This window comes from Burkholderia sp. 9777_1386 (genome assembly GCF_015712265.1).
In the GTDB taxonomy this organism is placed as follows: Bacteria; Pseudomonadota; Gammaproteobacteria; order Burkholderiales; family Burkholderiaceae; genus Burkholderia; species Burkholderia cenocepacia.
In genome coordinates this window covers 1-13,793 of record NZ_JACCQB010000092.1, presented here as the reverse complement: position 1 = coordinate 13,793, position 13,793 = coordinate 1, and the positions used below count along the sequence as shown (strand labels likewise).

General features: G+C 67.8%; 11 protein-coding genes. 7 read left to right on the top strand and 4 right to left on the bottom strand.

All coding sequences use genetic code 11. The annotated features are described in order from the left end of the window. Window positions 1–171: 171 nt before the first annotated feature. The 3 genes from H0X91_RS33915 to H0X91_RS33905 all read left to right on the top strand — a co-directional run bounded on the left by H0X91_RS33915 (window position 172) and on the right by H0X91_RS33905 (window position 2,578). A complete protein-coding gene (locus H0X91_RS33915) occupies window positions 172–1,383 on the top strand; it encodes a porin (protein ID WP_077021125.1) in 1,212 nt (403 codons plus the stop codon). A 406-nt stretch (window positions 1,384–1,789) separates the two neighbouring features. After that, a complete protein-coding gene (gene pal, locus H0X91_RS33910; RefSeq protein WP_196433780.1) occupies window positions 1,790–2,281 on the top strand; it encodes a peptidoglycan-associated lipoprotein Pal in 492 nt (163 codons plus the stop codon). 135 nt (window positions 2,282–2,416) lie between these two features. After that, window positions 2,417–2,578, top strand: coding sequence for a hypothetical protein (locus H0X91_RS33905; RefSeq protein ID WP_034202328.1), 162 nt, complete (start codon window positions 2,417–2,419; stop codon window positions 2,576–2,578). Window positions 2,579–2,669: 91 nt separating this feature from the next. Here H0X91_RS33905 and H0X91_RS33900 read toward each other — a convergent pair whose 3' ends face one another. The 3 genes from H0X91_RS33900 to H0X91_RS33890 are packed head-to-tail and all read right to left on the bottom strand — an operon-like array spanning window position 2,670 to window position 7,479. Then, window positions 2,670–3,929 carry a cytochrome c gene (locus H0X91_RS33900; protein WP_196433779.1) on the bottom strand — a complete coding sequence of 420 codons (1,260 nt, stop codon included), beginning with the start codon at window positions 3,927–3,929 and terminating at the stop codon, window positions 2,670–2,672. Continuing rightward, a complete protein-coding gene (locus H0X91_RS33895) occupies window positions 3,926–4,606 on the bottom strand; it encodes a (2Fe-2S)-binding protein (RefSeq protein WP_048985441.1) in 681 nt (226 codons plus the stop codon). The genes H0X91_RS33900 and H0X91_RS33895 overlap by 4 nt, the downstream gene beginning before the upstream one ends. Further along, complete coding sequence (locus H0X91_RS33890) at window positions 4,603–7,479, bottom strand: xanthine dehydrogenase family protein molybdopterin-binding subunit (protein ID WP_196433778.1); 2,877 nt, start codon at window positions 7,477–7,479, stop codon at window positions 4,603–4,605. Before H0X91_RS33890 ends, H0X91_RS33895 begins: the two co-directional genes overlap by 4 nt. A gap of 465 nt (window positions 7,480–7,944) precedes the next feature. Between H0X91_RS33890 and H0X91_RS33885 the strand changes: the two genes are divergently transcribed. The 3 genes from H0X91_RS33885 to H0X91_RS33875 all read left to right on the top strand — a co-directional run bounded on the left by H0X91_RS33885 (window position 7,945) and on the right by H0X91_RS33875 (window position 11,303). Continuing rightward, on the top strand, window positions 7,945–9,495 hold the full coding sequence (locus H0X91_RS33885) for a sensor domain-containing diguanylate cyclase (RefSeq protein ID WP_196433777.1): 1,551 nt from the start codon (window positions 7,945–7,947) through the stop codon (window positions 9,493–9,495). 253 nt (window positions 9,496–9,748) lie between these two features. Beyond that, window positions 9,749–10,024, top strand: coding sequence for a hypothetical protein (locus tag H0X91_RS33880; protein ID WP_006483627.1), 276 nt, complete (start codon window positions 9,749–9,751; stop codon window positions 10,022–10,024). 247 nt (window positions 10,025–10,271) lie between these two features. Then, window positions 10,272–11,303 carry a succinylglutamate desuccinylase/aspartoacylase family protein gene (locus H0X91_RS33875; RefSeq protein ID WP_006494837.1) on the top strand — a complete coding sequence of 344 codons (1,032 nt, stop codon included), beginning with the start codon at window positions 10,272–10,274 and terminating at the stop codon, window positions 11,301–11,303. 58 nt (window positions 11,304–11,361) lie between these two features. Here H0X91_RS33875 and H0X91_RS33870 read toward each other — a convergent pair whose 3' ends face one another. Continuing rightward, window positions 11,362–12,432 carry a hypothetical protein gene (locus H0X91_RS33870; RefSeq protein ID WP_077176564.1) on the bottom strand — a complete coding sequence of 357 codons (1,071 nt, stop codon included), beginning with the start codon at window positions 12,430–12,432 and terminating at the stop codon, window positions 11,362–11,364. A 244-nt stretch (window positions 12,433–12,676) separates the two neighbouring features. Between H0X91_RS33870 and H0X91_RS33865 the strand changes: the two genes are divergently transcribed. Then, window positions 12,677–13,600 carry a recombination-associated protein RdgC gene (locus H0X91_RS33865; protein ID WP_196433781.1) on the top strand — a complete coding sequence of 308 codons (924 nt, stop codon included), beginning with the start codon at window positions 12,677–12,679 and terminating at the stop codon, window positions 13,598–13,600. Window positions 13,601–13,793 lie beyond the last annotated feature (193 nt).

Here is a 13,793-nt window from a genome sequence, read left to right as displayed (position 1 = left end):
CCGCACGCCCCGCCTTTCCGACCGCCGCCCCCGCCGTCGACGCATCGCGATTCCGCGCGATTCCGCACAGGACCTTTCCTGTGCAACGCCTTAATCGACCGCCGCACGATCTCCAATAATGGCCGCTCGATCCATCGGCCGCCAGGCCGGACCCACAACAACAAAACTCCTATGCATTCCTGCCAAATGAACCCGCAGGCCGGCGCACGCGTCGCGGGGACCGTCATTGCCGCCTGCCTGAGCAGCTTCGTGCCGAATGTCGCGCATGCGCAGAGCAGCGTGACGCTGTACGGCCTGATCGACACGTCGATCACCTACTCGACCAACCAGCGCACGCGCGGCGCCGGCTCGCCCGGCGGCGGCAGCGTCGCGATGACGAGCGGCGCGCTGAATGCGTCGCGCTGGGGGCTGCGCGGCCGCGAGGATCTCGGCGGCGGGATGGCCGCGGTCTTCGCGCTCGAAAACGGCTTCTCGGGCACCACCGGCAAGCTGTCGCAGAAAGGCGTCGACCTGTTCGGCCGCCAGGCGTGGATCGGCGTGAGCTCGAAAACGGCCGGCACGCTTTCCTTCGGCCGCCAGTACGACCTGATCCTCGATTTCGTGACGCCGCTCGGCGCGTCCGGCCCCGGCTGGGGCGGCAACCTCGCCGTCCACCCGTACGACAACGACGATTCGAACCGCAACCTGCGCATCAACAACGCGGTGAAATATACGAGCCCGACGGTTCGCGGGCTGACGTTCGGCGCGATGGTCGGCTTCTCGAACACGGCCGGCCAGTTCTCCAACAATGCCGTGTGGAGCACGGGCGTGTCGTATGCGAACGGGCCGCTGAAGCTCGGCGCCGGCTACCTGAAGATCAGCCGCGACCGCAACGCGCCGAACCCGGACGGCGCGCTGAGCACGGTCGACGGCTCCGCGACGATCACGGGCGGCAACCAGCAGATCTGGGCCCTGGCCGGCCGGTATGCGTTCGGGCCGCACTCGGTCGGCGCCGCGTGGTCGCATTCGGCCACCGACGGCGTGACGGGCGTGCTCCAGGGCGGCAACATCGCGCCGCTGAAAGGCGAATCGCTGGTGTTCGACAACTTCTCGATCGACGGACGCTACTTCGTCACGCGCGCGTTGAGCGTCGCCGCCGCGTACACGTACACGATGGGCCGCTTCGACACCCGCACGGGCCAGACGCGTCCGAAATGGAACCAGGTCGTCGCGCAGGCCGACTACGCGCTGTCGAAGCGCACGGATGCGTATCTCGAAGGCACTTACCAGAGCGTGAGCGGCGGCAACGGCAATCCGGCGTTCAACGCGACCGTCTGGACCTTGACGCCTTCGGCGAACAGCAACCAGGTCGTCGTCGCGCTGGGGTTGCGGCACAAGTTCTGACGAATGCGGCCTCGCGCGGCCGCCCGGCTGCATCCGACGAGCACGTCACCCGTCACCCGATCGCCGTGATCGACACGAGAAAGGCCGCGCCCCGTGCGCGGCCTTTTCGCTGTGGCGGGCGTCGGGTACCGCGTACGGCGCGCGGAAGCAAGAATGCCTCCCGACTGTCGCATTTGCGCAAAAAATGCGAAGAAACTGGTCACGTTGTGACATTTTTCCTAATCTGTTTGCAGCGACGCCGCGATTCGGCGTTCCGGTCGCAACATTCTTTCATCTGGCGCACCATCGGCTTACGAGCCTGCATCACGGCAACGGAGCCGGACCTTTCGCGCCATGGCGGCCGGACAGCTGCGTGCGGACGGCACGCAGCCACGCTTTCAACGCAGTCAACCGCTGGAGACGAACGATGAGCAAAATGAACCGAATTGCGGTCCTGGTAACTTTCGTACTGCTGGCCGGTTGTCACAACGCGGCGAAAACGCCCGAGAATGCCGGCGCGGCACCGGAGCCCTCGAGCGAAACCGTCGCGACGGTGACGGCCGACGATCTGAACAATCCGAACAGCCCGCTCGCCAAGCGCAGCATCTACTTCGATTTCGACCAGTACTCCGTGAAGCCTGAATTCCAGTCGCTGCTGCAGGCGCACGCCGACTACCTGCGCAGCCACCCGGCGCGGCACGTGCTGATCCAGGGCAACACCGACGAGCGCGGCACGTCCGAATACAACCTCGCGCTCGGCCAGCGCCGCTCGCAGGCCGTGGCGAGCGCGCTTCAGACGCTCGGCGTGCCGGCCACGCAACTCGAGGCCGTCAGCCTCGGCAAGGAAAAGCCGGTCGCGCTCGGCCACGACGAGGAAGCGTGGGCGCAGAACCGCCGCGCCGATCTCGTCTATCGTTGATCCGGCGTCGCCGCGGCGGCGGCGATACGCAAAAAGCATGGAATAAACGCGCCGCCGAAACGTCTTCTCATCGCGCAGCCGCGCGGTTCACGCGAACCGCCTTTCCCGTGGCCTGCGCGCTGCAAGGAGATTGCAATGAAATCGGCAACGTTGGCCGCGGCGCTCGTCGCGGCGCTGGTGCTCGTGCTGTCGGCGGGCTGTACGTCGTCGGGCAGCGGCGTGTCGCAAGGACCCGGCATGAGCCGGTATGGCGGCTCGGGAGGTAGCGGAGGCGGCGGAGGCGGCGGCGGCTACTGACGCGCCGCCGTCAGGAAAACGGTGCGGCGCATCGCGCACGGGCACCGGAAACCGGCCGCCTCGTGCGCGACGCCCCGCCCCGGGGCGCGATTCAACGCATCGCCTTCACGTCGGCCGGCGTGACGCTCGCCGGCTGGCCGCCCCACGTCGCGCGCAGGTAGTTCGCGAGCTGCGCGAGTTCGTCGTCGCTCAACGTTTTCGCGAAACCCGGCATCGGCTGCAGGTTTTCGAACCCGGCGAACTTCTGCTCGTCGATGCCGTCGAGCATCGCGACCAGCAGGTTGCGCGGATCGCCCTGGCGCACCGTCGAGTTGCCGTTCATCGGCACCGCCACGTGCGGCTTGCCTTCGCCGTTGAAACCGTGACAGCCCGCGCAGACCGCGAGATACACCGAGCGGCCGGCGGCCAGTTGCGCGGCATCGGCCGCAACCGGCTTCACCGGTTGCGGCGCGGGCGGCGTATCGCCGAGCAGGTACACCGACAGTCCGCGCAGGTCGTCCTTCGTCAGGTACTGCGTGCTCAGGTGCACGACCGGATACATCTCGCCGAACGCCGAGCCTTGCGGCGCGATGCCGACGCCGAAGAACGTCTGCAGGTCGGTGCCCGTCCAGCCGCGCGCGGCGAGGCCGGCCGGCGTGATGTCGGGCGCGGCCACGCGGCCGAGCGCGGCCCCCGCGAACGGCTTCGCGCCGTCGAGCTGGCCCGTGAAGGCGCGCGGCGTGTGGCATTCCGCGCAGTGGCCGAGCGCGCCCGCGAGATAGCGGCCGCGCTGCCAGTCGGCGGATTGCCCGGTCGACGCATCCGGCAGGCTGTCCTTCAGGAACAGCATGTCCCAGAAAACCATGCCGAAGCGCAGGTTGTACGGGAACTTGAGTTCATGCGCGCGGTTTTCCTGCGCGACCGGCTTGACCGTCTTCAGGTACGCGAACATCGCGTCGGCGTCGGCGCGCGTGAGCTGCCGGTACGACGTGTACGGCATCGACGGATACAGGCGCTTGCCCGGCGCCTTGCCGTCGTGCAGCGCGGCATAGAAGTCGTCCGCGCTCCAGTTGCCGATCCCGTGATCCTTGTCGGGCGTGATGTTCGAGCCGTAGAACGTGCCGAACGGCGATTCGAGCGCCGCGCCGCCGGCGAACGGCGCGCCGTCCTTCGCGGTGTGGCACGCCGCGCAGTCGGCGGCCTTCACGAGATAGCGGCCGCGCGCGACCGGGTCGGCGCCGGGTGCGCCGGACGCCGCGTTCGAGGCCGGCGCGTCGTGGCCGCCGCACGCGGCGAGCAGCAGCGCGCAGGCCGCCGCGAGCGCGGGCAGGCGCGCGGCCCGCGCGACACGATGAGCGAGTGTGCGGTTCATGCGGCGTCCTTCACGAGTCCCGGCGTCGTCAGCACCACGTCCTTGACGGCTTCGTAGTAGCGGACATAGCCCGTGCAACGGCAGAGATGCGCGTCGAGCGCGTCGGTGATCGTGCGTTCCACGTCGGCCTTCGCGATCGGCTCGCGCTTCAGGCGTTCGATCAGCACGGTCGCCGCGTTGACGAAACCCGGCGTGCAGTAGCCGCACTGGAAACTGAAGTGTTCGAGGAACTTCTGCTGGATCGGCGACAGCTCGACCACTTCGCCGGCTTCGTTGCGCTTCGCGTGGCCTTCGATCGTGCGGATCGAACGACCGTGGAAGAAGTGCGCACCGGTGATGCAGGTGCGCATCTCCTCGCTCGTGCCGTCCGGCTGGTCGACGATCACGACGCACGCATGGCAGATGCCCTGCCCGCAGCCGAGCCGCGACCCGGTGAGGCCCGCGTACTCGTGCAGGAACTCGATCATCATCAGCCCTTCCGGCACCTGCATCGGGCCGACGGTCTTGCCGTTGATCCTGACCGACAGCGGTTTCTGCTGGAACCGGACGAGCGGGCGTTCAACGGCAGCCGAAGCCGGAGCAGACGCCGGGGCGGCCGAAGCCGCGGTCGGTGCGGAAACGCCAGTCGCAGCCACGCTGGCGCTCGCGGCCGAAGCCGCGGTTTGGGCGGTCGTCATGCGAGCACCTCCTGAATCTTTTGCGGGGTCACCGGCAGATCGGTGAAACGATGGCCGATCGCGTGCGCGATGCCGTTCACGATCGCGCCGACGACGGGGATCATCACCACTTCGGCGACACCCTTCGGCGGATCGGTCTCGGACAGCGGCGGCAGCACGTCGCCCGTCTGCGTCCAGACGGCGACGTCGGACGCGCGCGGCAGCTGGTAACGGTTGAAGTTCCACGTCCCGTTGCCCGGGCCGTCCTCGTAAAGCGGCAGGTACTCGTGCAGCGCATGGCCGATACCCATCGCGAGACCACCTTGCAACTGGCCCGACACGAGCTGCGGCGAAATCTGGTTGCCGCATTCCATGATCGAATGGTGCGTGAGCAGTTCGACCTTGCCGGTCGCTTCGTGCACGGCCAGCTCGACGAGCGTGCCGACCGCCGTGTAATACGTGACGGCCGCGTTGTTGCGGCTCGTCGGCGGGATGAACACGCGCTTGCGGTCCAGCACGCGGTAGCCGTTCGCGGTCGGCGGCAGCGTGCCGCGCAGCGCGGTCGCGCCGGCCGGCGCGGCGGTGCCCGGGATCGGACCGTCATCGCCCGTCTTCGGCGCGCCGACCCGCAGCGACAGCCCGTCGATCGGCAGACGCTCGACCGCGCCACCTACCTCGAATTCCGCATCGGTCCACTGCCAGCGGTTGAACACGTGCACGACGGCGCCGGTCGGCAGGCCGAGCGCGTGCGCCTGCTTCGCGAGCTGTTCGAACGTCAGCGGCTCGAGGCCGTCGGCGGTCAGCTTGCCGTCGACCCAGCGCGCATCCTCGATGCGGATCGTGTACGGCGCGGCCTGGCCGCCGCCGAGGCCGCGCGTCCAGATCGACATCGCGGCCGGCCACAGCCCGTAGCGGAACACGGCGCGCGCGGCTTCGCGCGTGCTGTGCGTGAAGTAGTACGCGGAGTTCGTCGCGCTCGACGGCGACGCATAGCCCGGCGACCAGCGCGGGTTCGCGCTCAGGCGGTCCTGGTCGGCCTGCGACATCAGGTACGGGTCGCCGCTCGTCTCGACCGGCAGGTCCGGCCATTCGGTCACGGCCACGCGTACGTCGGTCGCCGGACGGCCGAGCCATTTCGCGACCGCGACGGCCTGCGACGTCGACATCCCGGTGCCGATCTCGGCCGCGGTGTGCTGCAGCGACACCTTGCCGTGCTCGTCGAATTCGACCTTCGCGAACGACGCTTCCGCGCCCGTGCCGAAATCCTTCTGCACGCATGCGAAGCCGACGCCGTAGCGCTTGCCCGGATGCGCGGCCTCGAATTCGGCCTTGCGCGCGACGCGACGCGTCCACAGCGGATGCTGCTTCGCGCGCTCCAGCACTTCGTCGACGCGCAGCGCGCCGGCGGGAATCGCGCCCTGCGTGTTCTTCATCCCCGAACGCAGCGCGTTGCGCAGACGGAAGTCGATCGGGTCGATGTTCAGTTGCGCGGCGATCTCGTCGACCGCCATCTCGGTGGCGGCCATGCTCTGCAGCGTGCCGTAGCCGCGTGCGGAGCCGGCGTCGATCGCGCGCGACGCGATCGCGACGGCCGCCAGGTCGCTCTTCGGGAAGTAGTAGATCGATTGCGCGGCGGTGGCGCCGACCATCGCGACCGACGGCGAGAAGTTCGAGCGACCGCCGCCGTTCGCCTCGAAGTCGCCCTTGAACGACTGCAGCAGGCCCGTGTTGCGGTCGACCGCGATCCGGTAACGCATCTTGAACGCGTGACGCTTCAGCGACGTCTGGAACTGTTCGTACCGGTCGTTCGCGAAACGCACCGGGCGGCCGTCCGCGTACAGCGCGCAGACGAGGCCGTAGAACGGCACGTTGAAGTGGTCCTTCGAGCCGTAGCCGACCGTGTAGCACGGATGCACGAACAGCTTCTTCACCGGGAAGCGGCATTTCGCGACCATCGCGGCCGCGTTCTCCGACACTTCGAGCGGCGACTGGGTCGGCACGACGAGGTGCAGCGATTGTGTCGCGGCGTCGTACCAGCAGTTCGCGTTGTCGGGTTCGAGCGCGGCCGTATCGACCGACTGCGTGTTGTATTCGCGGTCGAACACGAGCCAGTCGGCCGACGGATGGTCGAGCTCGCTGGCGATCTGCCCGGCGAGGAACATGCCCTGCTCGTCGAGCTTGCCGTGCTCCTTGCCGTCCGGCCAGACCGGCAGGTGCTTGCGCATCATGCTCGGGAAGATCGGCGCGTCCTTCAGGCTCGAATAGACGTCGTCGTCATAGGCCGTCTTGCCGCCCACGCGCACGTAGCGGAAGGTGCCCCACGGATCGCGCTCGAGCGGGCCCGTGACCGCGCCGTAGCGGATCACGTCGTCGCGGAACTTCAGCGCGTTCTTCGCGAAGCGGAAGCGCGCGAAGTCGTGATAGATCAGGATCGCGACCGCATGGCCGAGATACGCGGGCGTCTTGCCGGCCGGCAACAGCATGTCGTCGCCGTAGAACGGCGGGAACGCGACGCCGTCGCGCGCGAGATCGTCGGCCGTGACCACGCGGTCCGGCTTCAGCTCGTCGCCGAGCAGCGACAGGTCGAAACCTTCGTACGTGCGGTCGGCCTGCGTGACGCGCAGGATCAGCGCGTGCGACTGCTGCTGCGGCCAGTGCGGCATGTCGGCGGCGCGCACGTCGCGGGCGAACACTTTCGAGCCCGTGACCTTCGCGATGCCGTCGATGCGGAATTGGGGGATGCCGGTGACGCTATCCCACTTGACGGGGGTGAGGAGTTTTTCTTCGAAGAGCGCCGCGAACGCGCGGCTGCCGATGGGCGCGACATACACCGCGACGCCCGCCAGCACGCTGGCTTTCAGAAAACCCCGCCGTGACAGGCCGTGGTTTTTCATTGGGGGGAACCTCCTGATGCGGCTCGGACGGCGATCGGGTGTCGCGGCGTTCGGAGCGGCGCGCATTCTGGCATTGTTTTTGATATATCGCCTATAGTATTTCTCGCATGAAATACTTATTGGATTTCTTATAACGGGATTCAGCCGGGCTGCGGCGGGCGGTCGCGGGCGCGAATCGCCGGCCGTGCGCGTGCGGCCGGCGGCCGCCACGCAGGCTGCCCCCGTCTCCTGCCGGTCGCCGCACATCGTTCCGTTCGCAACGATGCTGCCTTCGCGCCGCCGAATCCGCAAGCCTCTCGCAACCGTGGTTTACGACTACCGCGCGAAGCGGTGCGCGGCGCCGTCGGGCGGCCCGCGCCGCCGGTTTTTCATGGTAATGTCGTGCGCATCCGGCTCGGCCGGGCGTCCGCCACGTGCCGTGCGGGCGTCGCCAGCCATCCCGACATCGTGTCGAGGTCAACGACCATGGCAGTCAGGGCCTCTCTCCTGAACTCCGTTCTCGCCACTCCCCCCTCCGGCAACCACCGCGTGACGGCCGCGCTGCGTCCGTCGATGCTCGTCACGCTGTTCGAGGACGTGCGCCCGATGGCGCTGTCCGGGCTCGCGAGCGGCTTCGTCGCGGCCGTCGCGCTGATCCGGCTGCAGCAGCTGTGGTGCCTCGCGTGGCTCGTCGTCGACGTCGGCCTGCTCATCGCGCGCCTGTCGATCGCACGGGCCTACACGGTGCGGCGCAACGCCGGCGACGATCGCGCCGAATACTGGGCGAGGCGCTATGCGCCGGTGTCGCTCGTCGCGTGCTTCGTGCTCGGCCTCGGCGTGATGGGCTGCGTGCAGGCGGCCGACGTCGAGCTGGGCACGCTGTCGGTGATGGTCGCGGGCGGCGTGTTCGGCGGGATCGCGTCGCGCAATTCGGCGCTGCCGCGGCTCGCGATGAGGCAGGTCGTGCTCGGCGTGCTGCCGATCGGCGTCGGTGCGCTGCTGGCCCCGCGGCCGGGCGCATGGCTGCTGGTGCCGCCGCTCGCGATCTATCTCGCGGCGATGCGCACGGTCGTGCAGCGCCACTACCGCGTGCTCGTCGCGCTGATCGCCGCGCGCCAGCGCAACGCCGAACTGGTCGCGCGCTTCGACGCCGCCCTCACCTACATGCCGCACGGCCTGTGCATGATCGACGGCGACAGCCGCGTGATCGTCGCGAACCGGCGCACCGCGCAACTGTTCGGCTCGCCACGCGAGATCATGCTCGATACGCCGCTGCCGGCCGTGGTCGCCGCACTCGGCGCGAACGCCGCGACCGATCCCGGCGGCATCGGCCTCGCCGCGCAATGCGACAGCTGGCTGAGCCGCAACGAGCCCGCGCCGTTGGACATCGCGCTCGCCGACGGCCGCCAGCTCGAACTGACGCGCCACCGCGTGCCGGACGGCAACGCGGTGATCATCGTCGAGGACGTCACCGCGCGCCGCCAGACCGAGCAGCACATCCGGCACCTCGCGCGGCACGACGCGCTGACCGGTTTGCCGAATCGCCACGAGCTGCACGCGGCGCTCAAGCGGATGCTCGCGCGCCGGCCGCGGCTGCCGAGCCCGGCGTTCGCCATCATGTATCTCGACCTCGACGGCTTCAAGTCGATCAACGACCGCTTCGGCCACCAGGCCGGCGACGAAGTGCTCACGCAGGTCGCCGAACGGCTCGGCAAGACGCTGCCGCCGGGCGAGCTCGCGGCTCGCATCGGCGGCGACGAATTCGTCGTCGCGATCGACGACACGACGATGCACGCGTGCTCGATCCTCGCCGCGCGGATCATCCGGCAGATTTCGGCGCCGTATGGGTTGTCGAACGGCGAGACCGTCTGCATCGGCATCAGCATCGGCATCGCGCTCGACGACGGGCACGGCTCGCCCGACGAACTGATCCGGCAAGCCGACAGCGCGCTGTACGACGCGAAGTCGGCCGGCAAGGGCATCTACTGCTTCTATTCGAGCGGCAGCCGCCGCATGGCGCCGGCCACCGCAAGCTGAGCCCGTGACGCGCGCGCCGCGCATCAACTTTCCGTGCCCGCTGCGTTCTCCCGACGATTCAATTCCGAAACGCTTTGCCGGTCCGCACATGACGCCGTGCGTTCGCGTGTCACGTGACGTGTTCCGTAACATCGCCATCCGACGCGCCGCAAGATGACTGCAGAAGCCCGCACGATCGAGGCCGGGCACGGCATTTCGCGGCTGGCACTCTTATTGCTCCTTGATGGGGAAAGAACGTTTCAGGGAGCCCAACATGAATACCGTCGACGTGCTCGCACGAACCGAAATCATCGACGAACAGGCCGTGATCGACGGCGCATCGCTGATCCGCCGGCTCGTGTCCGAGCGCCGGATGCCGGCCGCGCGCGAAGCCGCCTGCATCGACAATCCGCCGCTCACGCTGTATGGCGCGTTTCGTCAGGGCGTCGCCGATCACGCCGCGCGACGCGCGAATCCGTATCGCGCCGGCAGCCGTTTCTGGGCACTGTGGGAAGAAGGACGTCTCGAAGCTGAAACATCCGGCCGGTAAGCGCGTCGCGCGCGCCGGCCCTGTCACGACACGGGCTGGCGCGAGAGCCGGCACGTCAATGCAGCCGGCCGGCGCGCCGGCATGGCTTCATCGCTGCAACATCGCGCGCGCCCGCGTATCGGCCCGGCAAGACACGGCCGTGCGCCCGTCCGCGGTCACGCGCTGCCTGGCCGATCCCGCCCGCCGCGCCGCGCGGCGCCGGTTTCCCCTATAAGATGGCAGATTCCGTTCATCGAACGACGCTGCCATGACTTCCTCTCCTGCTCGAAACCCCATTCACTGCGAAATCGATCTCGACGCGCAAGGCAAGCACGCGGGCTACCTGCGGCTGCCGCACTCCGTGCACCGTTCCGCATACGGCTGGCTGCCGATCCCGATCGCGTCGATCCGCAACGGCGACGGCCCGGTCGCGCTCGTGATGGCCGGCAACCACGGCGACGAGTACGAAGGCCAGATCATCGTGTCGCAACTGATGCGCGAGATCGAACCCGACATGGTCCGCGGGCAGTTGATCCTGCTGCCGATGGCGAATTTCCCGGCGGCGGATGCGGGCCTGCGCGTGTCGCCGCTCGACGAAGGCAACCTGAACCGCAGCTTTCCCGGCGACCCGACCGGCACGCCGACGCAGATGATCGCCCACTACATCGAGCACGCGCTGCTGTCGCGCGCGCAGTATCTGGTCGACCTGCATTCGGGCGGCAGCTCGCTGCTGTACCAGGGCGGCAACATGCTCGCGATCGATCCGCTCGACGCCGACGAAGCCGAGAAGCTCAACGGGCTGCTGGTCGCGTTCGGATTGCACAATGCATTGCTGCACGCGCCGAATCCCGTGCATTCGGCGTCGGCCGCGCGCCGGCAAGGCGCGATCTCGATCGTCACCGAACTCGGCGGCGCCGGGATGGCCGATCCGTCGCTGATCCGGCTCGGTCGCCACGGACTGCTGCATTACCTCGGCTATATCGGGTTGCTGCACGGCGCGCTCGTGCCCGACGCGCCGCCGACCGTCACGCGCTTCATGCGCGTCGACGGCGATCGCCATTTCGTCTATGCGTACGAGCGCGGGCTGTACGAGCCGCTCGTCGAGCTCGGCGACCAGGTGAAGGCCGGGCAGCCGGCCGCGTGGGTGCATTTCCCCGATACGCCGTTGCGCGAACCGGTGCTGCACCGGTTCAACGGCGACGGCGAGGTGGTGTGCAAGCGCGTGCCCGCGCAGGTGCGGCGCGGGGATTGCCTGTTTCAGCTCGCGGAGTCGTCGACGCCGCCGCGCGTCATCGCGTGAGGCACCCGACTGACGCGTTCACGACCGTCGTACGCTGCCAGTGCGGACACGCCGACCGTCAGTCCGACGACACCGGCGACTCGTTTCCCTGCGCAACACCGCATTGATGGCAATGCGGAAAGAAGAAGAAATTCCGGCCACCGCATTCGCACACATTGAAAAGCCTCAAGCCGCAATGGACGCAGAACGTGGAGTCGTTGCCACCGAGACTCCATTGTTTGTCGCATGACGGGCAGCGCTTTTTTTCGAGCGACCGGACGGCTTTTTCGTATCCGATCGTGCGCGCGCGTTCGCCCTGATCCTGCTGCAATTCGAGCCGTTTGCGCTCGGCATAGCGCTGAAACGCCTTCATCATGTAAAGACCGGCGAATACCGTGAGCACGATGCCGACGAGGACCCGGACATAGCCGCCGAAATTCGGCAGGTACGGCACCAGTTCAATGAAAAACGCGCTCAGCGCAAACAGGCCGAAACCGTACACGAACGGCCAGTAGCGCGCGTTGCGGTAGCGGATGAACAGCCAGGTCGCGACCAGCAGTATCGGCAACGTCAGCGCCAGCCGCAGCCCGAACACCTGCATCTCGTAGCGCCGGGTCGCGTCGTCGAAGCGCCGTTCGGCTGCTGTGTCCGCTTCGGCGATTTGCGTGTCGACTTGCGTCTGCTGCGATGCCAGCGCCCGTTGCTGGTCGCCGATCGCATCGATCTGATGCTGCCAGTTGACGACCACTGCCTGCAGCGTATCCAGCTTGCGCGTTCTCGCCACGATGTCCGGGTCCCCCGCACCGTCTCCCGTCACCGCGCGGGTGGCCAGCCAGTTGCGGAAACTTTCCTTTTCGGCCGCGTACGCCTTCGCGGCACGGCCGCGCGCCACTTCCATCGTGTCGACCTTCTCGGCGAGCGCATCGCGCTGCGCCTGCAACTGACGCCGCGCCGCGTCCAGCCGCGCTTTTAACGGAGCGTCGGCGAATTGCTCGATGACCGGCGGACCACCCCGAGGCGCGAACGCCATGTCGCGAATCACGAGACTGCCGAGCATGTTCAAAAAGACGGCGAAGATGATCGCGATTACCCATGACGCGAGTCGCAGGAGCCGCGCAGGGCTGGTCAGGCCGTCGCCGGAAGTCATCATGGTTTTCCCTTCCTTGTTGTTGGAATGGTTTCCATTGGTATCAATCTTGATGCAACCGTCGATGCTCTCTTTGTCGTCGGTTGCCGTGCGGCGCCGCGCTGATGCCGAATGCCGAATGCCGATCCTAAACGGTCGGCCCCCATTCGCGCTAGCGGGCAAGTCCCCTCGACATTGGCGTCGAATCTCCGCCACTGACCGGCAATCGCCCCCGTCAGATAGAATGACGCGCTTTGCCCGTACGCCTATGTGGTTCAAGAATCTCCAGCTTCACCGTCTTCCCGCGCCCTGGGCCGTTACTGCCGACCAGATGGAAAAATGGCTCGCGCCTCACGCATTCCAGCCGGGCAGCAGCGTCGAAATGCAGCGCGTCGGCTGGGCGTCGCCGCGTGACGACGGCGCGCTCGTGTATTCGATCAACCGGCAGATGCTGCTGGTGTTTCGTGCCGAAAAGAAGCTGCTCCCGACGTCGGTCGTCAATCAGGTCACCAAGGCCCGTGCGCTCGAACTCGAAGAGCAGCAGGGCTTCAAGGTCGGCCGGAAACAACTGCGCGAACTCAAGGAACAGGTGACCGACGAACTGCTGCCGCGCGCGTTCAGCATTCGCCGCGATACCCGCGTGTGGATCGATACGGCGAACGGCTGGCTCGTCATCGATGCGGCGGCCCAGGCGCTCGCCGACGACGTTCGCAGCCTGCTCGTCAAATCGATCGACGGATTGCCGCTCGCCGGCGTTCAGGTGGCGCGCTCGCCGGTCGCCGCGATGACGGACTGGCTGCTGTCCGGCGACGCGCCGGGCGGATTCACCGTCGACCAGGACGCCGAGTTGCGCTCGAGCGGCGAAGGCGGCGCCACCGTACGCTACGTCGGCCACGCGCTGGAAGCGAACGACATGCGCCGGCACATCGAAGCCGGCAAACAATGCATGCGCCTCGCGATGACCTGGGACGACCGGATCTCGTTCGTGCTGACTCCGTCGCTGACGATCAAGCGGGTCACGCCGCTCGACGTGATCAAGGAGGCGGCGGCCCCCACCGCGCAGAACGACGACGAGCGCTTCGACTCCGACTTCACGCTGATGACGGGTGAATTGGCGCGGATGCTGACCAGTCTCGTCGATATCCTGGGCGGGGATCGGCAGGACTCGGTTCCTCAGCCGGCAGCAGCCTGAACAGCGTCGTCGAGGGTCGTCGCCGCGCGACGACGCGACAATTCAAGGGGGACCGTCGCCATCATGGCGACGGATCGCGGCCGGGGGCGCGGCCGTGAAAAGCCTGCCCCCATCAGCATCAGGCATGACCGGCAGGCGATCGAAACGACGACGCCCCGCCAATCCACGGCGGCCCTTCCCCGTCGTCCACACC

Bases quoted from the DNA above. Each gene is read 5' to 3' on its own strand.
- H0X91_RS33865 (WP_196433781.1), top strand. From the start codon at position 12,677: ATGTGGTTCAAGAATCTCCAGCTTCACCGTCTTCCCGCGCCCTGGGCC.
- H0X91_RS33875 (WP_006494837.1), top strand. From the start codon at position 10,272: ATGACTTCCTCTCCTGCTCGAAACCCCATTCACTGCGAAATCGATCTC.
- H0X91_RS33900 (WP_196433779.1), bottom strand. From the start codon at position 3,929: ATGAACCGCACACTCGCTCATCGTGTCGCGCGGGCCGCGCGCCTGCCC.
- H0X91_RS33885 (WP_196433777.1), top strand. From the start codon at position 7,945: ATGGCAGTCAGGGCCTCTCTCCTGAACTCCGTTCTCGCCACTCCCCCC.
- H0X91_RS33880 (WP_006483627.1), top strand. From the start codon at position 9,749: ATGAATACCGTCGACGTGCTCGCACGAACCGAAATCATCGACGAACAG.
- H0X91_RS33895 (WP_048985441.1), bottom strand. From the start codon at position 4,606: ATGACGACCGCCCAAACCGCGGCTTCGGCCGCGAGCGCCAGCGTGGCT.
- pal (WP_196433780.1), top strand. From the start codon at position 1,790: ATGAGCAAAATGAACCGAATTGCGGTCCTGGTAACTTTCGTACTGCTG.
- H0X91_RS33915 (WP_077021125.1), top strand. From the start codon at position 172: ATGCATTCCTGCCAAATGAACCCGCAGGCCGGCGCACGCGTCGCGGGG.
- H0X91_RS33890 (WP_196433778.1), bottom strand. From the start codon at position 7,479: ATGAAAAACCACGGCCTGTCACGGCGGGGTTTTCTGAAAGCCAGCGTG.
- H0X91_RS33905 (WP_034202328.1), top strand. From the start codon at position 2,417: ATGAAATCGGCAACGTTGGCCGCGGCGCTCGTCGCGGCGCTGGTGCTC.
- H0X91_RS33870 (WP_077176564.1), bottom strand. From the start codon at position 12,432: ATGATGACTTCCGGCGACGGCCTGACCAGCCCTGCGCGGCTCCTGCGA.